This is a genomic window from Rhodococcus sp. 008 (genome assembly GCF_001682295.1).
GTDB lineage: Bacteria > Actinomycetota > Actinomycetes > Mycobacteriales > Mycobacteriaceae > Rhodococcus_F > Rhodococcus_F qingshengii.
On sequence record NZ_CP012749.1, the window covers coordinates 3,346,465 to 3,370,513 of the forward strand.

Genomic DNA, 24,049 nt, shown 5'->3' on the forward strand with positions numbered 1-24,049 from the left:
TATCCGATCCAAAGGACACCCCATGAGCAGCACGGCAACAGGGACAGTAGACGGTTCCCCACAGCCCGAGGGCACCAAGGCAAAGCGCGACAAGACGCATTGGCTCTACATGAGCGTCATCGTCGCGGTCATCGGCGGCATCCTCGTCGGTTGGCTCGCACCCGAGTTCGGTAAGTCCGTCGGTGTACTCGGCACGTTGTTCGTCAGCCTGATCAAGATGATGATCAGCCCGGTCATCTTCTGCACCATCGTGCTCGGCATCGGCTCGGTTCGAGCGGCGGCCAAGGTCGGCAAGGTCGGCGGCCTCGCACTCGCCTACTTCATCGGGATGTCCACCATCGCACTCGCGATCGGCCTGGGCGTCGGCAACCTGCTCAACCCGGGCAGTGGCCTGAACATCACGCCCAATGCGGCCTCCGTGGCCAAGCTTGCAGATCAGGCCCACAGCGCGGGCGGTACCTGGGACTTCATCGCGTCCATCATTCCGACGTCGATGCTGTCCTCCCTCACAGCCGGCAGCGTGCTGCAGACTCTGTTCGTCGCCCTTCTGGTCGGCTTCGCGATCCAGTCGCTCGGCAAGTCGGGTGAACCGATCCTCAAGGCCGTCGGATACATCCAGAAGCTCGTGTTCAAGATCCTGACGATGATCCTCTGGCTCGCCCCGATCGGTGCTTTCGGTGCCATCGCCAGCGTCGTCGGCCAGACCGGTTTGAACGCCGTCGTCCAGCTCGGCACGCTGATGATCGGCTTCTACCTGACCTGCCTGATTTTCGTCTTCGGTGTTCTCGGAACGCTGCTGCGCGCCGTCACCGGATTCAACATCTTCAAGCTGGTCAAGTACTTGGCCCGTGAGTACCTGCTCATCTTCGCCACGTCGTCCTCCGAATCGGCACTGCCGCGTCTGATCGCCAAGATGGAGCACGTAGGCGTCGAGCGCACCACGGTGGGCATCGTCGTTCCCACGGGCTACTCGTTCAATCTCGACGGCACCGCGATCTACCTGACGATGGCCTCGATCTTCATCGCCGACGCCATGGGACAGCCACTCGGTTTCGGTGAACAGCTCTCGCTGCTGGTGTTCATGATCATCGCCTCCAAGGGCGCTGCCGGAGTCAGCGGCGCCGGTCTGGCCACGCTGGCAGGCGGACTGCAGAGCCATCGCCCCGAGCTTCTCGACGGCGTCGGACTCATCGTCGGAATCGACCGCTTCATGTCGGAAGCGCGAGCGATCACCAACTTCTCGGGCAATGCGGTTGCGACTCTCCTGGTCGGCGCCTGGACCAAGACGATCGACAAGGAACGCGTCGTCGAGGTACTCGACGGGAAGATTCCGTTCAACGAAGCCACGATGCTCGACGACGAGGACGAAGAAGAGCAGCACAAGCTCGAAACGGCTCCGACCGGCACCAAACAGTCGTTCGTGAGCCATCACTAGAAACGTCCGCTCTGCTGAACGTTTGACTGCGCTGCAGGCGCGGAACCCGATCTACGATCAGTGATCCTGGTCGTAACGATGAAAGAGACCGCCGCACCAACCGTGCGACGGTCTCCTTCTGTTCGTGGCTAGGTGTACCAGGTCGGTTCGGGAATCTCGCCGGTCAGAAAACGACTACCGACTTCACGGCGCTTGTACGCGAGCGGATCGTGAAGGGTATGCGTCCGGATGTTGCGCCAGTAGATGTCCAGGCCGACGTCGTTGGACGTGGCTCGGGCACCGGTCAGTTCGAAGATCTTGTTGCTGATCTCCAAGGAGACGTCGGCGGCGCGAAGTTTTGCGGCCGCAATGCGTACGGCGAGGTCGCCGCGAGCCTGCTCGGTGAGGTTTTCGCGAGCGTCGTGGAGCACTGCGTCGGCCTCACGGCTGACCTGATCCACGAAGGCCTCCGCTGCCCACAGCTTGGATTGCAAGTCGCCGTAGCCCTCACGGAGGTACCACTCGTCGGTTGCGATTTCGCGGTTGTCACCGCCGTACGGCCATGGACGCGTACGGGTTCGGGTGTACTCGGCGGCAGTGTCCAGTGCGCCACGAGCGATCCCGAGGTAGAAGTTGGCGAACACGATCTCGATCGCCGGGAAGTTCAGGGTGTTGTAGACCAGAGGTTGGAATTCCTTGTCGACAAAGCCTGCCGCACTTGCCCAGTCGACCTCGACGTCGTTGATCTCGACACTGCCGGAATCGGTGAGGCGCTGCCCGAGATTGTCCCAATCACCGCGGAAGACTATGCCGTCCTGAGCAGTCGGCACGATTGCGAACACATGCGTCGCAGTTCCGTCGATGATTCCTTCGAGCACCGTGAGGTCGGTGACTCGGCCGCCGGTGGAAAACGACTTCACACCGTTGAACACCAGGGTGTCTCCGCGGTCCGCGACGGTGAGGTCGGTGTCTCGAGGGTTGACCGCGCCGCCGAAGAAGAATCGGTTGCTCGTGTACAGCTCCTCGACAGCGGAGATCTGCGGATCGGTTCCGACCAATCTGGCTGCCCATGCCCACAGATAGTGGTATCCGAGCAGTTGTCCGATGGAGCCGTCGGCGCGGGCGATCTCCCGAACCACCTTGTAGGCGGTCTCCCATCGCTGCCCGCCGCCGCCGAACTCGACCGGGCCCAGGAGCGTCACAAGACCACTGTCCTTGAGCAGCTGAACTTCTCGGAACGGTGGTTCGCCGGCTCGGTCGCGGGCGAGTGCGTCGGCGGCAAGGATGTTGCTCACCTCGCGAGCCCGGTCGATCCAGCCCTCGGATGTGTCGGGAACGCCGACGAAGACTTCGGTTTCACTGGTCACGGTCATGCCTGTTCATCCTTTTCGGTCGGTGCGGTCCCGATGGCCCACACGTAAATCGGTTCGGTTCCGTTGATTTCGTAGTCGCCGACAACTTTGGATTTGAAGACGACCGGATTGTGGCTGGCGACGGTGCGGGCGTTGCGCCAGAATCGATCGAGATCGAGGTCGCGGCTGACTCCGGAAGCACCGAGTGCGTCGAAGATCTTGGCCGTGGCCGGCACGACGAGTCCGATCGAGGCGACTTGCCCTCGCCCCGAATCGATTTCGGCTGCGATGTTGGCGGCCTTCTCTTCCTCCGGCGAGCCGGAGAATGCGGCTTCGTAAGCCCATTGGGACGACTGTGCTGCGTGCAGTGCAACGGCCTCGGCTGCAAAGGCTGCAGAGGACACCTCGCCGACAACTTGCTGGATCTGCGAATCCTGCGCGTATCTCGGAGCGTTGCCGTGACTGAAGGTTCGAGTGCGAGAGGCAACTCGACGAGAGATCTCGATCGTAGCAGCCTTGGCGATGCCGGCGAGAGTGGCGAGGTGGAACAATTGGTAGAACGCGGTCTGGTATTTGAATCGCGTCGAGAAGTCGAAGATGTTCTCCGGCTGTACAATTGCGTTCTCGTAGACGGACGAACCGGAGCCAGTCGTCTGCTGGCCGAACCCGTTCCAATCGTCACTGTGTGTGACACCGGGTTGTCTCGCCTCGACCGCCGCGATCACGAATGCGCCGGTGTCGGTGCGCTGCGAGTACAGGTCGATCCAGTCGGCGAAGATGGAACCCGTGCTGTAGAACTTTGCCCCGTTCGCCAGGAAATGGTCGGCATCGGGTGCGGGCGAGACCTTGGTGTTGGCTTCGCCCAATGCAACGTCGCCGATTTCGGTCCACGCGTTGCCGACTAACTGTCCCTCCGCAAAGCGTCGGAGCCAGATGTCACGCTCCGGGCCTGGGTCGGCGACCAGTCGGTCTTCGACAAATGCGAAATGTCCGCGCAGGGCCTGGGTGATATTGGAATCGGCGCTCGACAGCTCGACTAGTAAGCGGATCAATTGCGGGATGCTCGCACCGGATCCACCGTGTGTTGTCGGCACCCGAACGGCGCCGAAGCCTGCATTCTTGAGTGCGTCGATCTGTTGGAAGGGAAGTACGTGATCGCGTTCGCGTTCGACGACGCCTTGTGCGATGTCCGCGAAGATCGGACGGAATTTCTCTGCCAGTGTTTCGTAGTCGACCTCACTTTTGATCGGATCAGCAGACCGGGGTACGGCATTCGGCGTCAGTGCGGTGGTCATGGGAAGAATGCAAGCTGTAAACACCAGGGGCGTCGATCCTTCATCGCGACCTGATTCGAAGTGTTGTCAGTCCGCGCAAATCTCGGTTCGATGGCCTGCCGGGCACTCTTGTCGAAATCGAGTGGTCAGTGGGGTTGCTCGTGAACGTGCTCGACGGTCCATCCGCTCCATTCGACGGTCCCTCCGGCACCACAATCATGTCGGAACGGCAGCCCTGGAGGACCGGAGCGAACGACGACGCGAAAGTCTCTCCCCTCCAACCGAAGATCGACAGTCGTGTGTTCTCCGTCCATACTCTCGCTGATGCTCTCGAGTGCGTCCGTGGCGACGATGTCGGTGGCGCGTCGGACTGCGTGTTCGGCGGCCTGAGCGGCCTGTGACAGTGCCGCCCGGCCGCGCAGGTGCAGCAGCTCCAATTCTCCGGCTTGGTATTTTTCGGCTGCATCGATTGCGGAGTTGCCGTCCAGTCGGCTGAAATAGACTGCGGCAGGCCACGCAATCATGTTGGCCGCGAAACGATCTCCGCCGATGTGACTGCATTCCCACACATCTGCGATCTGTGCCGCGTTCAGCGCCGAAACGACCGGGCGGCCGAGTTCCGCGCAGCACGCATCCTTCTTTCCATGCGTGCAGACTGCGAAGAGCGGTTCCGTGCGGGAGCGGCCGAAGTCGGGTTCCGCTCCGGCGGCCATCGATTCGAACGGCAGTACCGACAGGTCCTCGTATCGGTCGACCGCCCCTTCCCGCATCCATTGGCGTGTGCCGTCCGTCCAGGCGAGTACACACGTCGGGGTGAGCACCCGGCGGTTGCGGGTCCGCCGGATCACCACGACACGGATACGGCCCTGCGCTGCGTAGATCTTTTCGGTGAGCGCGACGGGGAGAATGTCGTCAGGGGCGGACGCCGGCCAGGGGCCGGGATGCTCGATCAATACCCACAGATGTGTCATTCCGGCGCGACCGACCATAGGTTCGCCGGCGGTCGACGACTGCCGTGTACAGGCGTGAGGGCGTCGACTGGTTTGCGGATTGGCGACAAATTCCGAAAGGCACTGCATAGATCCTTTCCCCAGGACACCGTCGCTGTGGCAGGGGAGGGAAGACATGATGAGGCTCCAGTCTCGTAGGTTAGGCTCACCAGACTATTGGATGGTGAATCCTTTGCTCAGCCGCGGTGAATGCACGTGGCTGTGACGGTCGGAAGCAGTCGGTAACAGGAGTTTGTGAATGAAACGCAGTAACTCGCGGACGAAGTACATGCTGGGTGGTTTTGTCCTCGCCGCCATAGTGGCAACGACAACGGCGTGTGGCAGTGACGACAAGACGGATACCGGCAGTCAGTCTGCCGACACCGTGCACGCGGTCACCCACGCCCGCGGAACTACCGACGTACCGACGGATCCGCAGCGAGTTGTCGTGCTCGAGCCGGTTCAGCTCGACACGTCGGTAGCGCTGGGCGTGATTCCCGTGGGCACCGCGGTACTCAGCGAGACGACCGGCGTTCCGGCGTACCTCGGTGAGAAGGCGGCGGAGATCGAGATGGTCGGAACCGTCGCAGCACCGAACCTCGAGAAGATCGTCGCACTGAGCCCGGACCTGATCATCGGAACGGAATCGCGGCACGGTGATCTGTACGAGCAGCTCATTGCCATCGCACCGACCGTCTACATGGCAACTCAGACCGATCCGTGGCAGGACAACGTCCAGTTCGTCGCAGAGGCGTTGAACAAGACCGATCAGGCAGGTGAACTGCTCGGTGACTACACGGCACGCTGCGAGGAAGTGGCGAGCAAGCACAGCACCGAGGGCAAGACTGCTCAGCTGATCCGCCCACGCGACGACGTTCTGACGCTGTACGGACCCACGTCGTTTGCCGGAAGCACTCTCGAATGTGCTGGACTCACGATTCCCGCACGCGACTGGGAGAACTCGATCTCGGTCGACCTCTCCCCGGAATTCGTCTCCGGAGCCAACGCCGACCTCATCCTGGTCACCTCCGCGAAACCGGCCGATGCCGGCACGATGCCGAAGGCCGTGGCCGACAACGCCGGATTCTTCCCGAACCCGCATCTGGTGGACATGTCCTACTGGATCACCGGCGTCGGACCGCTCGGCGGCCTCACCGTTCTGGACGACCTCGATCGCATTCTCGGAGCGTCGAATTAGCAGTGCGCGAAGGAGCAGTGCGTGAGAGAGTCGCTAAGTTGGAGCCTATGACAACTCCAGTACAGAACATCGCGATCAACACCCTCGGTGGCGTGCCCACCTCTTTGGGTGAATACGACGGCCGCGCCGTCCTCGTGGTCAACGTCGCGTCCAAGTGTGGACTGACCCCGCAGTACTCGGCGCTCGAGAAGCTGGCCAGCGAGTACGCCGATCGCGGTCTGACCGTGATCGGTATCCCGTGCAACCAGTTCATGGGGCAGGAACCGGGTACCGCCGAAGAGATCGAGACGTTCTGCTCCACTACCTACGGCGTCACGTTCCCGCTTCTCGAGAAGATCGAGGTGAACGGCGAAAACCAGCATCCGCTGTACGCCGAGCTCACCAAGGCGGCCGACGCCGAAGGCGCTGCGGGAGACATTCAGTGGAACTTCGAGAAGTTCCTGATCGGACCGGACGGCACCGTCGTCAACCGCTTCCGTCCGCGGACCGAGCCTGACGCACCCGAGGTTGTCGCCGCGATCGAAGCTGCGCTTCCCAAGAACTAGAGGTTTCCAAGAACCAGTAGGTGCGCTGAAAACTGCCGCCGGATGATCATCCGGCGGCAGTGTGCTGTTCACCCACAGCTGCCACTATCGGAGTATGTCCGCAGAACTGATCGTGTCGGTATCCGGAATCAGAGACGAGACATGTTATCTCGCTGCCGGATTCGCAGACGAGATGGACACTCGAGGTGTCCGCTTGTCGCTCCTGGTGGCGCCGCGACTGAAGGACAAATACCGACTGGCCGACGACGCGGTGACGACGGCTTGGCTGCGTGAGCGTCGCGAGCACGGCGATGCCATCGTTCTGCACGGCTACGACCAGGCCGCGACCAAGCGTCGCCGAGCCGAGTTCGCCACTCTGTCGAAGCACGAAGCGAAACTGCGACTACTCGCTGCGGACCGCGTTCTCGAGCATGCAGGCCTTCGGACCCGGGTGTTCGCACCGCCGCGCTGGGTGGCATCGCCCGGTGCCATGTCGGTGTTGCCGGAGACGGGCTTTCGCACGATGGCAGGCCTCGGGGCAGTACATGATCTGACCCGCGGAACCTTGCAACGGGGAAGGGTTTTCGGGATCGGCGAAGGCTTCAAGGCCGAGCCGTGGTGGTGTCGCGCATTGGTTCTCGGAGCCGGGCGTGCCGCCAAACGTGGGGGACTGGTCAGATTGTCGATCACGGCCAAGCAGTTGGGAAACGAGGGCCCACGTCAGGCCGTCCTCGACGCCGTCGACCTTGCCCTCTTCCACGAAGCCGACTCGCAGGTGTATCGGTGGAACTCCCCGTCTCAGGAGCTCGGCGCTGCCTGAATTCGGTAGTTGGCAACTATTTGATAGCTACGAGACTATGTCGTCTGTCCGGGTTGTCCGAGCGGGCAGACTCTTCGCGTTTCTCCACTTCCTTGCTGGTAGTAGTGCAGAATGGGTCAAAATCGCATAAAACGGACGATTAATTAGAGCGCTGGGTCAGCCAACTCTCCCACTGCTAGAGTGCGTGCAGTTAATCTGCCGCTAGTAGATGGGATTGGGATCTCGCCATGCGCACGAGAGTGTTCTCCAAGTCGGCCGAGGGTCTTGTCGCCGTGGCTGTGGGCGCAGTCGTCTGTGCTGCGTTCGTTCCGGCGCTCGCGTCTGCCGCTCCGACCGGCGCGGTTCACACGCTGCCGACGGGCAGTGTCGACGGCGGGTCGAGCGGGTCGAGCGATGGCGTCCGCACCGCAACCGTCGACGATGAAGGTGAGCAACTCACACTGCGCCTTCACAAGATGAACCTGCGGGGATCCGAGTTCTCGATGGCTGTGCAAGACAGCGACGGAGAGCTGACCGACGCGGTGATCCCGGCGCCCCGTTCGTACATCGGCAGCGTGGAAGGGCGTCCGGACGCAATCGTCTCGGCCATCGTCGACTCCGCCGGAACACTGCGCGGGCAGGTGATTTTCGATCGTGGTGTTTCGATAGAGTTCGTCGGATCCGAGGTGGTCGGTCGCAGCACGGCGCCGATCGACGCAAAACCCAAGTGGCCCACCGCGGCCATTGCGCCGGCCTCGGCCGCAAGGGTCGGCAAGACGGTCAAGCAGTTCGTGGTCGGACTGGACCTCAGTGGCGAGTGGTACTCCGCGCACGGCGCAGGCAGTGCCGCCGTCGCTCTGGATCGGGCCGAGGAATCAATGGCCCGCACCGCTGCCATCTGGATCAGAGACGTCGGGATTCGGCCGGTCCTCGGTCGAGTTGTCCTGCGGGCAGATTCCGCCGGCGATCCGTACTCGAGCAGTTGTGAAAATCTCGAGCAGTTAGAAGAGCTGTGGTCCGATCAGGTCGGGTCGAGTGTCGATCAGGCGACCGTCGTGTGCGCATCCGGTGGCGGAAATGCCTACTACTCGAAGTTCGAACTCGACCACAGCTACGCGCATGTCGGTGCCGAGTCCGACGGCAACTTCAGCCGCGTTCTCCGCCACGAGTTGGGCCACAACTTCTATGCCGACGACTACCACGGCGGCGGCGCCGAGGGATCGACCATCATGAACGGTAACGACCTCTCACGCTTCGACGGCACCGAATTCGCTGCCATCGTCGATGCGGCGGAGGTTGCCTCGGCTCGACTCGACGACGTCGGTCGGTACACGGCAAGCCCGATCCCGCCGTACGCCGCACTCGACACCGCGCGGGTCCGCTCAGGCGGCACAGTCACCGTCGACGCCGTCGCGAATGATCATGACAGCAACGGAGATTCGATCACAGTGACCGGCGTCGGGGCGACGTCACTTCTCGGTGGCACCGTGAAGCTCGAAAACGGCGAAGTGGTGTTCGAAGCCGGAACGAAGGCAGGCACCGACAGGATTCTCTACACACTCACCGACGCAGCCGGCGGCACGAGCACCGGCTGGATCATCGTCGATGTGAGTGCGTGAGAACCGAATCAGGCGACTTCGACGCTCGACTCCTCGCCGAGAACTCGGAACTCGGTGCCGTCGGCAGCCATTTCCGAGTAGCGACCGTAGAAGATGCCTGCGGCCTCGTCGCGGATGATCGCTTGATGAATGGGAACCGCAACGCGCGGCGCCACCGCGCGGAGGTAGTCGATGGCTTCCGAGATCTTGAGCCACGGTGCGGCGGCGGGGAGGGCGAGAACGTCGATCTTTTGTTCGGGGACGTAGAGGGAATCGCCGGGATGCATGAACCGTGCCGGGTTGGTGGCGTCACCGAGGAGGAACGCGGTGTTGTCGATCATCGGTAGGTCCGGATGGATGATTGCGTGCTCTCCGCCCGTTCCGGTCACCTCGACGTCGCCGATGCTGAACCGGTCGCCCGGCCGGACGCCGGTCCAGCGCCCACCGAGCTTTTCAGCCGTCTGCGGATCGCTGTAGAGCACGGCGTCAGGATTCGCTTCGGCCAGTTCGGGCAGCCGCGCAGGGTCGGCGTGATCGGGGTGTTGATGTGTCACGAGGATGGCGTCGAGGCCGGTGATGCCTTCGAATCCGTGCGAGAAGTTGCCGGGATCGAAGAGGATCTTCGAGCCGTTCAACTCCACGAGCACACAGGAATGGCCAAAATGTGTCAGTCGCATGATTTCGAGTATGCGCCGCCCCGAAGGGACTCGCAGGCGGGTTTCACAGGTGGTGGCCGTCACGCCCCGATCACTCGATGCGAACCATCTCGGGTCCGCCCGGTAAACTGGCTATCACCCGAGCGTTTCACTCCGGGTTCGCGCACTAGTACCGAGGAGCAGCACGTGGCCCGTGTCGTCGTCGAAGTCATGCCCAAGGCCGAGATTCTCGACCCCCAGGGACAGGCAATTGTCGGGGCACTGTCTCGCCTGGGCTTTGCAGGAGTATCCGATGTCCGTCAGGGCAAGCGGTTCGAGTTGGAGATCGACGGCAGTGTCGAAGACGCCGAACTCGAGAAGATCGCCGAAGGCCTGCTGGCCAACACGGTGATCGAGGATTGGACCGTCAGGCGAGTCGAGGCATGAGCGCACGTATCGGAGTAATCACTTTCCCCGGCACGCTCGACGACATCGACGCGGCGCGGGCAGTGAACCTGGCCGGCGGTGAAGCTGTCGAACTCTGGCACGGCGATGCAGACCTCAAGGGTGTCGACGCGGTCATCGTTCCCGGCGGATTCTCGTACGGCGATTACCTTCGTTGCGGCGCGATCGCACGTTTTGCTCCCGCGATGGGCAAGGTTGTGGAAGCAGCCAAGGGCGGCATGCCGGTCCTGGGCATCTGCAACGGTTTCCAGATCCTGTGCGAAGCAGGATTGCTGCCCGGTGCCCTGACCCGTAACCAGGGTCTGCACTTCATCTGCCGCGACGAGTGGTTGACGGTCGAAGCCAACAACACGGCGTGGTCCTCGCGATACGAGGCCGGCGCGCAGATCCTCATCCCCCTCAAGTCGGGTGAAGGTCGCTTCCAGGCGTCCGAGAAGGTTCTCGACGAACTCGAGGGCGAAGGCCGCGTCGTCTTCCGTTACTCGGAGGAGAACCCCAACGGCTCGCAGCGTCGTATCGCCGGCATCTCCTCGGCCAACGGCCGGGTCGTCGGTTTGATGCCTCACCCCGAGCACGCCACCGAGGCTCTCACCGGTCCCAGTGACGACGGATTGGGCTTGTTCTACTCGGCCCTCGACGCGATCGTCACTGCCTGATCGCCTGCTGATTTTCACCACTGAACGCCGACCGGAAATCCGGTCGGCGTTCAGTCGTATGTGGGCCCGGTACCCAGGGCTACTGGCTGTAGGAACTGAGGAAGTTGCCGAGTCGCTCGAGTGCCGTCGAGAGATCGTCGGTGTTGGGGAGAGTCACCAACCGGAAGTGATCGGGTTCGATCCAATTGAACGCGCGACCGTGGCTGACGAGAATCTTCTCCGATTCCAGTAGATCGAGAACGAACCTCTCGTCGTCGACGATGCCGAACTTGTCGACGTCGAGCTTGGGGAACAGGTACAGCGCCCCGTCGGCCTGTTGGCAACTGATCCCGTCGATGCTGTTGAGCGTGGTGTGTGCGAGATCGCGCTGGGCCGTCAGCCGACCTTGTGGAAGCAACAGGTCCTCGATGGACTGTCGTCCGCCGAGTGCAGTCTGGATAGCGTGCTGCGCCGGCACGTTGGCACACATTCGCATGTTGGCCAGCAATTTGATGCCTTCGATGAAGCTCGACGCCCGCTCGAGTGGCCCGGTGACGGCCAGCCATCCGGCTCGGAATCCGCACACGCGGTAGGCCTTGGACAGTCCCGAATACGTCAGACACAGAACGTCTCGCCCGGTCATCGTCGCAAGGTTTGTCATGGATCGGCCGTCGTAGACGATCTTTTCGTAGATCTCGTCGGCGAAGAGCATCAGATCGTGTTTGCGCGCTAGATCCACGAAGCGTTGCAGCACCTCCGTCGAGTAGACGGCGCCCGTCGGATTGTTGGGATTGATGACGACAATCCCTCGGGTGCGCGGCGTGATCCGAGCTTCCAGATCGTCGAAGTCCGGTGCCCAGCCTTGGCTTTCATCGGTGAGGTAGTGGACGGGCGTGCCGCCGGCAAGTGAAACCGAAGCCGTCCACAAGGGATAGTCGGGAGCGGGAATCAGGATCTCGTCCTCTGGATTGCAGAGGGCCTGCATCGTCAGGGTGATCAGTTCGGACACACCGTTTCCGAGATAGATCTCGTCGACGGTGACGTCGGTGATACCCCGCGTCTGGTAGTACTGGACCACCGCAGTGCGCGCCGAATACAGTCCGCGAGAATCGCAATATCCCTGCGCGGTAGGGAGATTGCGGATCATGGCCATCATGATTTCGTCCGGAGCTTCGAACCCGAAGGGGGCCGGATTGCCGACGTTGAGTCGCAGGATCGTGTGTCCCTGATCCTCGAGTTCTTCGGTCTTGTCGAGAATTCGCCCTCTGATGTCGTACCTGACATTCTCGAGCTTGCGGGCCTGATCGATGGGTGTGTTCACGCGGTTACGTACCTCTCCGGTTCGGGTGGGCGAGTTGTGTTTCAGATGAGAAGGGCGCCTCAGGGTTCGGTCTGGAAACGGACATTGATTCGCGATAGCGCTAGCGGCGAAAGAGGAGTAGCGCTACTATGATTCGACATGTCCAATGATAGCAGTTCGAGGATTGTCGCAGCCTTGCGTGAGTGGATCGCGACGGCTCCTCCAGGCGCGAAGCTTCCGTCCACTCGGTCGCTCGTCAGCCTGCACGGGGCGAGTCCGGTCACCGTGCAGAAGGCGCTGCGAACACTGGTATCTCAGGGGGTTGTGGAGGCTCGTCCCGGTGTGGGGACCTTCGTGCGCGCGGCGCGCGTCGTGCGACCCAACGACTACGGGTGGCAGACAGCGGCGCTTGGATCGCCGAACTATCGTCTGCAGCTGCCCATGGCGCTGCAGTCCACCTCCAACGACGTGATCGCGCTGCATTCCGGCTATCCGGCCCGAGAGCTGTTGCCGGAAGGTCTGGTTCGTGCAGCCTTCACCAGGGCGACGCGAACCGACGCCGTGTTCAATCGGCCCCTCGCTGCCGGGCTTCCGGAACTGCAGTCCTGGTTTGCCTCCGAATTGGGTTCCGCCACTCCTGCCGGGATCACGCCGCCGGGGCCGAACGACGTGGTTGTACTTCCCGGCAGTCAGGGCGGGCTTGCGACGTCCTTCCGCGCGTTGGTGGGGGAGGGGCGTCCGTTGCTCATGGAATCGCCGACCTACTGGGGAGCGATCCTGGCCGCCGCGCAGGCTGGAGTCACGGTCATTCCGATTTCCAGCGGCGCCAACGGTCCTGATCCTGAAGAGCTTTCGCGTGCATTCGAACAGACCGGTGCCCGTGCGTTCTACGCACAACCGAGCTTCGCGAGTCCGACGGGAGCGCTGTGGTCGCCGTCGTTGGCTGACAAGGTTCTCGACACCGTCCGTCGGCACGGCGCATTCCTCATCGAGGACAGTTCGGCGCTCGACTTCGGAATCACCGCAGATCCCAGCCCCATCGCTGCACGAGACGACAGCGGTCACGTCGTCTACCTTCGTGCGCTGACCAAGAGCGTGTCCCCATCGGTGCGAGTTGCCGGATTGATCGCTCGGGGTCCGGCGTACGAGCGGATTTTGGCTGATACACAGGCAGATTCGATGTACGTCAGCGGGATGCTGCAAGCGGTAGCGCTCGACGTCGTGACCCAACCGGCCTGGCGAACGCACTTGCGCAGGCTTCGTCACCAACTCGAGGCCAGACGCGACCTCCTCGTCTCGAGTCTGCGCGAGCACGCGCCGGACGCTCACCTCGATGCCGTACCGAAAGGCGGACTCAACCTCTGGCTTCGGCTCCCGGACACCACGAACGTCGAACGCGTGGTGCAGGACTGCCGGTCGGCCGGCGTCATCGTCGGGGCCGGTGACGATTGGTTCCCGGCAGAACCGACTGGAAAGTTCTTGCGGCTCAACTACGCCGGACCGAACCCGGGTGAGTTCCCCGACGCCGCCCGCATTATCGGCCGAGCAATCACGCAACATATGTAGAACTTCACCTCGCTGGTGGTTGACCTTAACTTCCGTTGAGGTTTTATCGTCGTATGCATGAACAAACAAGCGATGCAGCCACCGGCCAACCAGCCGATCGGATTCTGGACCGCGCGAGCCGGTGAAGCGATTCGCACGCGCACGCGCGGAGCACTCGAAGCGATCGGCGTCACCCAGCCGGGGTGGTGGGTCCTGCACCAACTTTCGCTGCACCCTGAAGGAGTGGAGCGCGCTGTCCTCTTGCGGACGATCGGTCCGAACGAATCCACCGACGTGATCGATGACGCCGTCGACTCTGCCCTCGAACTGGGGTGGGCGCGCGAAGACGGGTCTGTCCTTCGCCCGACTGATGCGGGCTCCGAGCAGTTCGATCGCGCCGCACGGGTACAGCAGATGCTGCAGGAAGAGCGGATGCAGGGAATCACCGAAGAGGAGTTTGTCACCACCATCACTGTGCTGCAGCGAACCATCAAGAACGTGGGCGGCGACGCCTGGCACTGGTAGCAGACATTATCTGGGCCCGCTGCCGGGTAGAGCGGCTTCGATCAATTCGACGGCACGGGACACACCGCCCGCCGCTGCGAGTTCTTCTGCCAACTCCGCGCTGCGTCGGCGGAACTCGTCGGCGCTCACCAGAGTCAGCGCCTCACGAAGCTCTACTGCCGTGACGGTAGCGCTGTCGACGCGTACTGCGACACCGGCGTCGACGAGCGAGTCGGCGTTGCCGAACTGATCGACGGCTTGCGGCACTGCGATCATGGATGTCCCGGTCACCAGTCCCTCGCTGGATCCGCCCATACCCGCGTGGGTCACGAACGCGTCGGCCTGCTGCAGAATCGCGAACTGCGGTACCCAACGGTGTATTTCGACGTTGTCGGGCAATGGTCCGAGATCTGAGATCTGCACCTGCTTTCCGATCTGGAGGACGACGTGCCAGCCGTCCATCTGGCCGAAAGCCTCGACGCAGGTGCGGTAGAAATCCGGATGATCGGTGAATGCTGAACCCAGCGAGATCAACAAGAGCTTGCGTTCGGGATCCGGGTTCACCCAAGGTTGACTGCTCGGTTCGAGTGCGGGGCCGACGAACGTGTAGACGTCGCGGTTCACGCGTTCGGCGTTGGGCTGCATCGATTCTGCGATCAGCACGATTGCACGGGGTGGGCGTCCGGTGAACTCACGTGGATCGACCTCGACGCCTTCGGCGCGGAAGAACCGGGTCTCCCGATCGAGCAGGTCGACGCCTCTCGGATCGGAACGAATTTCGTCGTACATCGGTGCGGCGTCGGCTTCGTAACCGTCCCAGGCAACGTACGTCGGCGACAACTGGATGATGGGAACGCCCCACTGCTGAGCCAGTATTCGTGCCGGAATGCCGGCGATGTCGTAGAGAAAGAGGTCAGGGCGATCGTCTTCGTAGATTCGGCGTAGCTGCGGCAGCATCGACTCGTAATCGTCCTGGAAAATCGTCAACTGATCGATCAGATCCCCGTCCCAGCTCTTCTCGGATTCGGCGCCGTCGGGAGAAGGGACGAGGCTGGGCAGCGTGGAGACGTACGGTGCGAATTCGGCCCCGGTCGCCTCGATGATCTCACGCATCGACTCGTCGTTGGCATAGGTGACGCGGTGACCGGCGGCGACGAGACGCGCGATGATCGCCAGGCTCGGATTGACGTGGCCCGGTGCCGGAATGCTCACCATGGCTATATGTCTGCGGGTCATCGATCACTCCTGCCGTCTGACTGTTCTGGAACAACTCCGGATACGGGACCGAGACTATCCACCAGGATGGGTGACGGCATCTGATTTTTGCCGGGGAAGTACCGTGCGCACTCGAGTAGGACTACGCATCCGAGTGCCGGGATGGGCGAGCAGACTTCGAAGCATGAGCACACCGACAACACCCTCGAAGACCACTGCAGCCTTCTATCTTCAGGCCGGAATAGCCTTTGCCGTCAGTTTTGTCGGCACCCTCCTCGGAATTGCGTATCTTCCGATCGATGCGTGGCAACGCGGATTTCTCGGAATGTCCTTGCTGTTCTTGGTCACCAGTACGTTCACGTTGGCCAAGGTGATTCGTGATCAGCAGGAGGCATCCACTGTCAGGGTTCGAGTGGACGAGGCTCGACTCGAGAAGCTGATCGCCGAGCACGATCCGTTCAAAGCGGCAGCCTGAAACCTGTCGGCAAGGTGAGGATCAGCGTGCTGCCGAGAGGTTGCTCGTTTCGGAGCGCCGACAGATCGCCGCCGTGTGCGAGCGCGAGGCTGCGCGCAATCGTGAGCCCCAAACCGGAACCGTCGGATCGATCACCGCGATGGAAACGGTCGAAGACTGATTCGAGTTGGTCTGCGGGAATTCCGTCACCGGTGTCGGTGACGGACACCGAGAGGTGGTCACCTTCCCGTGCGAGTGTCACCGTCACCGAACCTCCGCTCGGAGTGTGCCGCAACGCGTTTTCGAGCAGATTGGCGAGGATCTGTTCGATTCGTTGGCGATCGACCTCGGCCGTGATCGGTTGCGGAGGTAGCGCGGTCGTCAATTCGACTCCACGATCGGCGAAACGTGGCGCCGCTGCTGCCGTTGCGCTGCAAACGATGTCGTCGATCTTCTCGTCTCGGCGATCGAGTTCGAGAGCGTGTTCGTCGGCCGCGGAGACGTCCGCCAGATCGCAAGAGAGCCGACGCAGTCTTTCGAGTTGATCGCGCATGACCGACCATGAAGAGTTGTCCGTGGGGAGGACGCCATCCTCGATGCCGTCCACGTACGCAGCCAAAGTCGATACCGGAGTGCGTAATTCGTGGGCAAGATCGGCAAGCAGGCGTTTGCGGACCCGATCCGAATGATCAAGGCGTGCCGCCATGTCGGCAAAGGCAGTTTCGAGACGCGTGAAATCGGCATCTACGTCGGACCTGCCGATTGTCACGTCGAAGTTCCCGTCTGCGACGCTTTGAGCCGCCTCCGCCAGCGTTGAGATCGGGGCCGTGATGCGTCGGACGATGTAGACCGCGGCGATGCTTGCGCCCACCAGTGCGACCGCGATCCCGCACAACAGTGCAATGGTCATGGTCTGAGCGAATGCCTCTTCGGTGTGGGTACGGACATTCGAGTCTTCGATGCCGGCCATCATGAGGTGGTTGTGAAAGAGCGGGGCAGCGACGGCAATGGCGACTGCGGCGATGGCGAGGCAGGAGACGAACAGGACGACAAGCTGCGCCAGCAGCAGTTTTCCGCGTAGCCCGAGTTTCTTCATGACGACCTCGTTCATGACGACCGCGTTCATGACGACCTTAGGGAGTATCCGACGCCCCTGACGGTTCTGATGAACCGAGGATCGGTCGCGTCGTCGCCGAGTTTGCGGCGTAATGCACGCACATGGACGTCGACGATGTGCTGGTCCCCGAACCAGGACGAGCCCCACACCGAGGCGATGATCTCGGCCCGACTCCAGGCAGCGTCGGGTCGGGATGCAAGCGCGGAGAGCAACGCGAACTCGGTGGGAGTGAGATCGACAGGGTGGTTGTCGACATGCACGGTGCGGGCGAGGACGTCGATGTCGAGACCGGGAGGCGTCGGCAGCACTTTTGGCAGCAAACTCGACGCGCGTGGCCGTCTGAGCAGTGCTTTCACTCGCGCAACCAGTTCGCGGGGGCCGAAGGGTTTGACCACGTAGTCGTCTGCGCCGGCCGCCAGACCCGTCACCTTGTCCGACTCTTCACCGCGGGCGGACAGCATCAGGATGTACGCATCGGAGAAGGTACGGATTCGTCGGCAGACTTCCATGCCGTCGAAGCCCGGGAGCATTAGATCGAGCACTATCAGCGCGGGCTCGAATTCGCGCACCGAACGTACTGCGCTCGGCCCGTCGTGGGCGAGGCGCACGGTGAATCCTTCGCGTGTCAGATAGTTGGCGACAACCTTGGCGAGGGCAGTCTCGTCGTCGACGACAAGAACGCGCCCCGGTTCCTCGCCAGGTCGTAGTTCGGCGCTCATCAGACCGAGGTTAGTCGACTGCGTGTCTGCATTGCTGGCGCGTGGTGGTTTCCACTCGACTGTGAAGATTCGATGAAGGAAGCCTGTTCGAGCCGGTTATCGGGCTTCGCGGTGGATTTTCGCCGGTAACGTGGCAACTGTGCATGTGCAGCACTCTTGTCAAATCAATTGTGGTGCAGTGCATATCGAACAGAATCAATTCTCGGGAGTGAAAACATGTCTTTGACGGTCAGGAAGAGCGCCGCGCGGTTCGTTCCGGTTGTGGCAGCGGCAGCACTGTTGATTGCCGGATGCTCGGACAACTCCGGGGAGAGCATCAACCATTCTTCCGAAACAACCAGTGTTGCAGCACAGTCGGAGATTCCTTCGGGTGTCAATGCTGCCGACATCGAGTTTCTCGAAGGGATGTACCCGCATCACGCGCAGGCATTGGACATGGCCAGGATGGTCGACGGTCGAACCGACAATGCCGAACTTCTCTCTCTTGCAGCGCAGATAGAGGCAGCGCAAGGCCCGGAGATGGCTCAGATGACCGAATTGTTGACGGAGTGGGGACGCCCCGAGCCTTCGTCGAGTTCGATGGAGGGCATGGATGAGTCGGCGCACGCGGGACACGGCGTCGGGATGGCCGAGATGCCGGGAATGATGTCGGCCGACGACATGACCGCCCTCACCGATGCCAGTGGCGCGGAGTTCGACAAGTTGTGGCTGACGATGATGATCGAGCACCACAAGGGTGCCATCACCATGTCCCAGACCGAACTCGACAACGGGCTCGACCCGTCGGCGGAGAAGATGGCAGAAGCGATCATTGCCGGTCAGCAGGCGGAAATCACTCAGATGGAAGCGATGTTGAAGGGGAGTTGAACAGGAGGCCTTGGCCGCGTGACCTTGCTCGGGTGGCTACCTGGGCATACGTTCGAGGCTGATGGCTTGACCGGTGCTGTGCTGCAATCACACGCGAGGGGATGACCGCCACATGGATCACAGTCAGATGGACCATGGCCAGATGGACCATAGCCAGATGAGCCATGGCCAGATGGAGCATGGGGCACACGGTGGTCACGGGGATCACGTCGCACAGTTCCGGACGTTGTTTGCAGTCATGCTGGTCATCGCGGTTCCGGTCGTTGCGGCAGACGCGATGTTCGCTGATCTGGTCGGGTACACACTGCCGGAAAACTCTCTGGTGGAATGGATGTCACCGGTACTCGGCACGGTGATGTACTTCTGGGGTGGCAAGCCGTTCCTCACCGGCGCTGTTGCCGAAATCCGTTCTCGGCAGCCGGGAATGATGCTGTTGATCGCGCTCGCGATCACCGTGGCCTTCTTCGCGTCATGGGCTGCGAGTCTGCACTGGGTGGATCACACTCTCGATTTCTGGTGGGAGCTCGCGCTTCTGATCGTGATCATGTTGTTGGGCCACTGGATCGAGATGCGTTCGCTCAGTCAGACATCGAGCGCCTTGGATTCACTTGCCGCTTTGCTGCCCGACGAGGCAGAACGGGTGGTGGGGGAATCGGTGGAAACCGTGCCCACCGCAGCTCTGGCGACCGGCGACCTGGTGATAGTTCGTCCCGGCGCCCGTGTTCCCTCGGACGGAACGGTGGTCGAGGGAAGCGCCGACATGGACGAATCCATGATTACAGGCGAGTCGAAGACCGTCCGCCGGACTGTCGGAGATCAGGTGGTGGCCGGCACGGTAGCCACCGACTCGGCACTTCGGCTTCGAGTCACCGCCGTGGGAGAAGACACCGCGCTCGCCGGTATCCGGCGCCTGGTCGAACAAGCCCAGAACTCGTCGAGTCGCGCGCAGGTGTTGGCGGACAAGGCCGCTGCTCTGCTGTTCTGGTACGCACTGGGCGCGGCAGTGCTGACCGCGATCGCCTGGAGTATCTGGGGCACCCCGGAGAGCGCAGTCACCCGGACGATCACCGTTCTGGTGATCGCCTGCCCGCACGCGCTCGGGTTGGCGATTCCACTGGTCGTCTCGATCGCGACGGAACGGGCGGCTCGGGCTGGGATCTTGATCACCGACCGCATGGCCCTCGAGGCGATGCGTAACGTAGACACCGTTCTCTTCGACAAGACCGGCACTCTCACCAAGGGGGAGCCCGCAGTGGTCGGTGTACGCGGTGTCGACGGGTATTCCGATGACGCCGTTCTCAGCGCAGCGGCTGCCGTCGAGTTCGACAGCGAACATCCACTCGGGCGCGCCGTCGTCGCGGCGGCGCGGGAGTTGTCGCTCGAATTCACTTCGGGTTCCGACTTTCAGGCGCACAACGGGATCGGGGTTGCTGCGGACGTCGCCGGTGCACGCGTCGGTGTCGGCGGACCGGGGATGCTGCGATCGGTCGGGGCCACCGCGATCCCGGGGACCGAAGAGTGGCTCAGTGACGGGTCGACCGTCCTGCATGTAGTGCGTGACGAGAAGGTGATCGGCGCATTGGCATTGGCCGACGAGATTCGCCCGGAATCAGCATTGGCCGTCGACGCCCTCCATGCTCGCGGTGTGCGGGTGGCCATGGTCACCGGAGACGCGGAGGCCGTGGCCCATTCGGTGGCTCGCAGGCTCGGGATCGACGAAGTTTTCGCCGAAGTGCTTCCGCAGGACAAGGGAGCGCAGGTATCTCGGCTTCAGGCTGCGGGCCACCGCGTGGCGATGGTCGGTGACGGGGTCAACGATGCGCCGGCACTCGCCCAGGCGGATGTGGGCATCGCGATCGGTGCCGGAACCGACGTGGCGATCGCGTCGGCGGGAGTTGTTCTGGCCAGCGATGATCCGCGTTCGGTGAGCTCGGTCATCGAGCTCTCCCGCGCCACCTACCGGAAGATGGTTCAGAACCTTTGGTGGGCAGCGGGATACAACGCGATCTCGGTTCCCCTCGCTGCGGGAGTACTGGCGCCCGTCGGGTTCGTGCTGCCGATGGAGGTCGGAGCAATCCTGATGTCGGTATCCACTGTGGTCGTTGCCGCGAATGCCCAGTTGTTGAGGCGCTTGGACTTGCGGCAACCACCGGTGACCGCGCTGGAGTCGAGAGTGCTCACATCGCAGTAGCGAGAGGTTCAAGGCGGACTACTGTCGGCTGAGGAACGGAATGAGCGCACGCAGTACAGCATCGGAGTCTGCGACTGCGCTTGCGTGGTCAGCCCCTTCGATCACAGTCAAGGCACTGTCCGGGATCAGCGACGCGAGATGCTCGGTATCCGGCAGGCGCTCGCGATCTCTCGATCCGACGAACAACAACGCCGGTGTGGTGATCCGTTGCAGCACGGCGTCGTCGATGCCGTGCTCCTTCTCTGCGCGGCGCATGTAGGCAGCGAGCGCGATGGCATCATTGATTCGGAAGGCAGTCGCAGTCTGAGGATCCACCGGTTTGCCGCGCCTCACGCCCCAACCGGTCAGAAATCCCTCGATACCGCCGCTTTCGAGTACGTCGATGCAACCCGGGAAGAACAATGCGTCGAACGCGCCCGTCATCGGTCGGCTGCTACCGCCCCCGACGGTCAGCGATCGCACCCGTTCGGAGTGCTCGACTGTCAGCGACATCACCGAACGTCCGCCGAACGAGTATCCGAGGACGTGTGCCGGCTCGAACGGAGACTCCGTGTCGAGGATCTCCAGGAGATCGCCGACCACCAGATCCATTGCATACGAATCGGAGTCGTGTGGTTTGTCACTGCGTCCGTGACCCCGCATGTCGACGAGGATCAGACGATATTGCTCCTGAAGTGCCTTGACGTACCCGAAGCCACGCCAGATGGAGCGCGACAACGCTGTGCCGTGCACCATCAACAGGGGTGGGCCATCGCCCACGATCTGATAGGTGATCCGCGCACCGTCCACCGGATTTCTCACGTCGTGCAACACCCGTCCAGTATGGGTGCCAGTTGCTACGCACGTGAACTCGAGTAGTCGTCCGGACCCATTCGACGGATGGCGTGGACTCTCACGAACAGTCGGGCCGTCAACTCGGCCTCCCTCAGAGCTACCGGTCACTGCCCGGCGGGGCAGTACCCACTGTTCCAAGCAATGCATCGGTGGAGGGGTCTGCAGTGCTGACGCCTGCGGCTATGCCCCGAATCAGAGCCTCGAAATCAGCGGCGACGATGGTGACCTCCTCGAACTCCGGCTCTCCTCCACGGACAACCTGACCGTCGGGTGCGAGCGCCAAGTACTCGTACCCATTGCGCACCGACAGCAGGACCGGGAGGTGAGTGGACCAGAAGGCGTTGGTCGCCGCGCGCTCCGCCGGCCCGGAAGCGACCGCCAGGCTCTCGTGCCGGAACGCATTCCAGGGAAACGCCTCATCGCTGACGCCAACGCCACCGGCATAGTTCTCCGCCGAGAGAAACCACACCTGGTCGTCGGAGCTGGCAAGTACGGAGAACGAACTCGCCCACACTACGAGTTGGTCACAACCGCCGACCAGTGGTTGCGGAACTGGGGCAGAGGCCGATCGAGTGGGTTCTTCGCGAACCCAACCTGCGAGCGACAGCGCGGCGGTTGCGTCGAGGTGAAGGCACATCGCCCCACGGTAGGCCAGACCGTCGAGCGCCGACAGCGTCAACCGTCGGCCTACTCGGGATCGATGTCTCGAATACCAGTCTCGTCCATGCTGATCCATCGCGTTATGCCGATGCCGCGAAGGAACGGCAGATCGTGACTCACCACCACCATGGCGCCGCGAAAATCGGAAAGTGCCTGCGTGAGGTGGGCGAGACTCGGTAGGTCCAGGTTGTTGGTCGGCTCGTCGAGAAGAAGCAGCTGGGGCGCGGGTTCGGCCAGCAGGATCGTGGCCAACGCCGCACGCAATCGTTCACCGCCGGAGAGTGCGGATGCCGATACGTCGGAATCCGTTCCCCGGAAAAGGAACCGTGCCAACTGCCCGCGAATTTCCTCGGCTGTCGCGTGTGGCGCGGCCAACGCGACGTTGTCCGCCACCGAGAGGTCCTCGTCGAACACGTCGAGACGTTGGGGGAGCGCACGAGAGGCTACGAATGGAGTCGACGCGGCGAGTGCATCGAGCAACGTCGTCTTGCCGATTCCGTTGCGTCCCACTATCGCAATCCGCTCCGGCCCGGTGATCTGGAGCGATACCACTTGGCCGCTCTGCAACGGCACCTCGTCGAGCCGCGCAACCTGCTGCCCCGGATGAACCTCTGTAGCAGGCAGATCCAGACGAATCTCGCGATCGTCTCGAAGGAGTTCCTCTGCCTCCGACAGGACAGACTTGGCCTCGTCCACCTTCCCGATATGGTTGAGGGCCAGCTTTCCCGCTGAAACTTGGGCCTGACGTTTTCGTGTCTGCGCGATGATCGGCGGCATCCGCTTGTTCTCGAACATCTTCTGCCCATAGCGCTTACGCCGGTCCAGTTTCGTTCGAGCGTCGATCAGCTCGCGGCTCTGCTTTGCCAGATCGGCCTTGGCGTCGCGAACGGTGGCGAGTGCGTTTTCCTGCTCAGCGGCAACGACCTCCTGGTAGTGCGAGTAGTTGCCGCCGAACACGCGTAGATCCCCCCGACGTAGTTCGATCGTGTACTCCGCGGTGTCGAGCAGTTCCCGGTCGTGGCTGACGATCAGCACGGTTCCCGGAAACTGTTGGACTGCAGCATGAACTCGTGATCGAGCGTCGCGATCCAGGTTGTTGGTCGGCTCGTCCAGGAGAAGTACCTGTGGATTCTTCAGCAGCGTTGCGGTCAGGCCGAGTAGGACGGTCTCTCCGCCGGAGAGGGTGCCGACAGTTCGGCTCAATGCTGCGGTATCCGGAACCACCTTCTCGAGGCCGAGTCGATGCAAGGTGGAGAGAGCGCTCTCCTCGATATCCCAGTTGTTGTCCACGAGCGCAAAGTCGGATTCGGAGCCGTCGCCGGTTTCGATGCGGTGCAAAGCGTTTCGGAGTTCGTGGATACCGAGGATGTCATCCACCCGAACGCTCGGATCGAGTGTGATGTCCTGACGGAGGTAGCCGACCTCGCCGGAAGCGGTCACGGATCCGGATTCCGGTGAGAGCTCTCCTGCGATCAATCGCAGCAGAGTCGACTTTCCCGATCCGTTGAGTCCCACGAGACCGACACGGCCACTGGGGAATACAAAATTGGTGTGGGAAAAGACTGATTCGCCGTCCGGCCAGATGAAGGTGAGATCCGAGAGCGACAGAGAAAGATGGGATTGGGTCATGAGTACTCCAGAGGGTGCTTGGACTGTGCGCCCGGCTCAGCAAGTGCTGATGGGTGCGAGTGCCTTCGCGTGATGAACCTCTAGAGGAGCAACGGCCCGTTTCCTGTTCTGTCGGGAATGATTCGTGTTCC

Annotated in this window: 23 protein-coding genes; 12 read left to right on the plus strand and 11 right to left on the minus strand. The window is 62.3% G+C overall.

The window, feature by feature from the left end:
• Positions 1 to 22 precede the first annotated feature (22 nt).
• Complete coding sequence (locus AOT96_RS15545; protein WP_007734438.1) at positions 23 to 1,435, plus strand: C4-dicarboxylate transporter DctA; 1,413 nt, start codon at positions 23 to 25, stop codon at positions 1,433 to 1,435.
• A gap of 128 nt (positions 1,436 to 1,563) precedes the next feature.
• On the opposite strand, the gene AOT96_RS15550 is transcribed toward AOT96_RS15545, so the two are convergent.
• The 3 genes from AOT96_RS15550 to AOT96_RS15560 all read right to left on the minus strand — a co-directional run bounded on the left by AOT96_RS15550 (position 1,564) and on the right by AOT96_RS15560 (position 5,011).
• Positions 1,564 to 2,787 (minus strand): acyl-CoA dehydrogenase family protein, encoded by a 1,224-nt coding sequence (locus tag AOT96_RS15550; protein ID WP_054188015.1) that lies wholly within the window; start codon positions 2,785 to 2,787, stop codon positions 1,564 to 1,566.
• Positions 2,784 to 4,061, minus strand: a complete 1,278-nt coding sequence (locus tag AOT96_RS15555; protein ID WP_007734440.1) for an acyl-CoA dehydrogenase family protein — start codon at positions 4,059 to 4,061, stop codon at positions 2,784 to 2,786. The genes AOT96_RS15550 and AOT96_RS15555 overlap by 4 nt, the downstream gene beginning before the upstream one ends.
• A gap of 125 nt (positions 4,062 to 4,186) precedes the next feature.
• Complete coding sequence (locus tag AOT96_RS15560; protein ID WP_231917209.1) at positions 4,187 to 5,011, minus strand: sucrase ferredoxin; 825 nt, start codon at positions 5,009 to 5,011, stop codon at positions 4,187 to 4,189.
• Between the two features lie 277 nt (positions 5,012 to 5,288).
• Here AOT96_RS15560 and AOT96_RS15565 point away from each other — a divergent pair, with 277 nt between their 5' ends.
• The 4 genes from AOT96_RS15565 (at position 5,289) to AOT96_RS15580 (ending at position 9,169) form a co-directional block, all read left to right on the plus strand.
• Positions 5,289 to 6,227 carry an ABC transporter substrate-binding protein gene (locus tag AOT96_RS15565; RefSeq protein ID WP_065351979.1) on the plus strand — a complete coding sequence of 313 codons (939 nt, stop codon included), beginning with the start codon at positions 5,289 to 5,291 and terminating at the stop codon, positions 6,225 to 6,227.
• Between the two features lie 47 nt (positions 6,228 to 6,274).
• Entirely contained in the window at positions 6,275 to 6,772 is a 498-nt protein-coding gene (locus tag AOT96_RS15570; RefSeq protein ID WP_003945816.1) for a glutathione peroxidase, read from the plus strand.
• A 94-nt stretch (positions 6,773 to 6,866) separates the two neighbouring features.
• Complete coding sequence (locus AOT96_RS15575; RefSeq protein ID WP_007734443.1) at positions 6,867 to 7,571, plus strand: DUF2334 domain-containing protein; 705 nt, start codon at positions 6,867 to 6,869, stop codon at positions 7,569 to 7,571.
• A gap of 227 nt (positions 7,572 to 7,798) precedes the next feature.
• Complete coding sequence (locus AOT96_RS15580; protein WP_065351980.1) at positions 7,799 to 9,169, plus strand: Ig-like domain-containing protein; 1,371 nt, start codon at positions 7,799 to 7,801, stop codon at positions 9,167 to 9,169.
• A gap of 8 nt (positions 9,170 to 9,177) precedes the next feature.
• Here AOT96_RS15580 and AOT96_RS15585 read toward each other — a convergent pair whose 3' ends face one another.
• Positions 9,178 to 9,825, minus strand: coding sequence for an MBL fold metallo-hydrolase (locus AOT96_RS15585; RefSeq protein ID WP_054825454.1), 648 nt, complete (start codon positions 9,823 to 9,825; stop codon positions 9,178 to 9,180).
• 165 nt (positions 9,826 to 9,990) lie between these two features.
• Between AOT96_RS15585 and purS the strand changes: the two genes are divergently transcribed.
• Together purS and purQ are read left to right on the plus strand one after the other, a co-directional pair.
• Positions 9,991 to 10,230 (plus strand): phosphoribosylformylglycinamidine synthase subunit PurS, encoded by a 240-nt coding sequence (gene purS, locus AOT96_RS15590; RefSeq protein ID WP_003945817.1) that lies wholly within the window; start codon positions 9,991 to 9,993, stop codon positions 10,228 to 10,230.
• Positions 10,227 to 10,904, plus strand: coding sequence for a phosphoribosylformylglycinamidine synthase subunit PurQ (gene purQ / locus AOT96_RS15595; RefSeq protein ID WP_003945887.1), 678 nt, complete (start codon positions 10,227 to 10,229; stop codon positions 10,902 to 10,904). Before purS ends, purQ begins: the two co-directional genes overlap by 4 nt.
• 79 nt (positions 10,905 to 10,983) lie before the next feature.
• Here the strand turns inward: purQ and AOT96_RS15600 are convergent, their stop codons facing one another.
• Positions 10,984 to 12,204, minus strand: a complete 1,221-nt coding sequence (locus tag AOT96_RS15600) for a pyridoxal phosphate-dependent aminotransferase (RefSeq protein ID WP_058227295.1) — start codon at positions 12,202 to 12,204, stop codon at positions 10,984 to 10,986.
• Positions 12,205 to 12,342: 138 nt separating this feature from the next.
• Here AOT96_RS15600 and AOT96_RS15605 point away from each other — a divergent pair, with 138 nt between their 5' ends.
• Both AOT96_RS15605 and AOT96_RS15610 read left to right on the plus strand, forming a co-directional pair.
• Complete coding sequence (locus AOT96_RS15605) at positions 12,343 to 13,749, plus strand: aminotransferase-like domain-containing protein (RefSeq protein ID WP_042452643.1); 1,407 nt, start codon at positions 12,343 to 12,345, stop codon at positions 13,747 to 13,749.
• A 57-nt stretch (positions 13,750 to 13,806) separates the two neighbouring features.
• Positions 13,807 to 14,253: a MarR family winged helix-turn-helix transcriptional regulator gene (locus AOT96_RS15610; protein ID WP_007734451.1), complete on the plus strand. Its 447-nt coding sequence runs from the start codon at positions 13,807 to 13,809 to the stop codon at positions 14,251 to 14,253.
• A gap of 6 nt (positions 14,254 to 14,259) precedes the next feature.
• On the opposite strand, the gene AOT96_RS15615 is transcribed toward AOT96_RS15610, so the two are convergent.
• The gene (locus AOT96_RS15615; protein ID WP_065351981.1) at positions 14,260 to 15,468 is read right to left on the minus strand and encodes a macrolide family glycosyltransferase; all 1,209 of its coding nucleotides are present in this window, start codon (positions 15,466 to 15,468) and stop codon (positions 14,260 to 14,262) included.
• A gap of 163 nt (positions 15,469 to 15,631) precedes the next feature.
• Here AOT96_RS15615 and AOT96_RS15620 point away from each other — a divergent pair, with 163 nt between their 5' ends.
• Positions 15,632 to 15,922 (plus strand): YiaA/YiaB family inner membrane protein, encoded by a 291-nt coding sequence (locus tag AOT96_RS15620; RefSeq protein ID WP_003945505.1) that lies wholly within the window; start codon positions 15,632 to 15,634, stop codon positions 15,920 to 15,922.
• On the opposite strand, the gene AOT96_RS15625 is transcribed toward AOT96_RS15620, so the two are convergent.
• Positions 15,906 to 17,027, minus strand: coding sequence for a sensor histidine kinase (locus AOT96_RS15625; RefSeq protein ID WP_080726726.1), 1,122 nt, complete (start codon positions 17,025 to 17,027; stop codon positions 15,906 to 15,908). The genes AOT96_RS15620 and AOT96_RS15625 overlap by 17 nt on opposite strands.
• Positions 17,024 to 17,737, minus strand: coding sequence for a response regulator transcription factor (locus AOT96_RS15630; protein WP_007734457.1), 714 nt, complete (start codon positions 17,735 to 17,737; stop codon positions 17,024 to 17,026). The genes AOT96_RS15625 and AOT96_RS15630 overlap by 4 nt, the downstream gene beginning before the upstream one ends.
• Before the next feature lie 216 nt (positions 17,738 to 17,953).
• Here AOT96_RS15630 and AOT96_RS15635 point away from each other — a divergent pair, with 216 nt between their 5' ends.
• Positions 17,954 to 18,604 (plus strand): DUF305 domain-containing protein, encoded by a 651-nt coding sequence (locus tag AOT96_RS15635; RefSeq protein ID WP_007734459.1) that lies wholly within the window; start codon positions 17,954 to 17,956, stop codon positions 18,602 to 18,604.
• Between the two features lie 142 nt (positions 18,605 to 18,746).
• Entirely contained in the window at positions 18,747 to 20,795 is a 2,049-nt protein-coding gene (locus AOT96_RS15640) for a heavy metal translocating P-type ATPase (protein ID WP_231917210.1), read from the plus strand.
• 18 nt (positions 20,796 to 20,813) lie between these two features.
• Here AOT96_RS15640 and AOT96_RS15645 read toward each other — a convergent pair whose 3' ends face one another.
• From AOT96_RS15645 to AOT96_RS15655, 3 genes are all read right to left on the minus strand, one after another.
• Positions 20,814 to 21,584, minus strand: a complete 771-nt coding sequence (locus tag AOT96_RS15645; protein ID WP_058039300.1) for an alpha/beta fold hydrolase — start codon at positions 21,582 to 21,584, stop codon at positions 20,814 to 20,816.
• Between the two features lie 142 nt (positions 21,585 to 21,726).
• Positions 21,727 to 22,308: a hypothetical protein gene (locus AOT96_RS15650; RefSeq protein WP_231917211.1), complete on the minus strand. Its 582-nt coding sequence runs from the start codon at positions 22,306 to 22,308 to the stop codon at positions 21,727 to 21,729.
• Between the two features lie 8 nt (positions 22,309 to 22,316).
• Positions 22,317 to 23,918 (minus strand): ABC-F family ATP-binding cassette domain-containing protein, encoded by a 1,602-nt coding sequence (locus AOT96_RS15655; RefSeq protein WP_054781005.1) that lies wholly within the window; start codon positions 23,916 to 23,918, stop codon positions 22,317 to 22,319.
• Positions 23,919 to 24,049 lie beyond the last annotated feature (131 nt).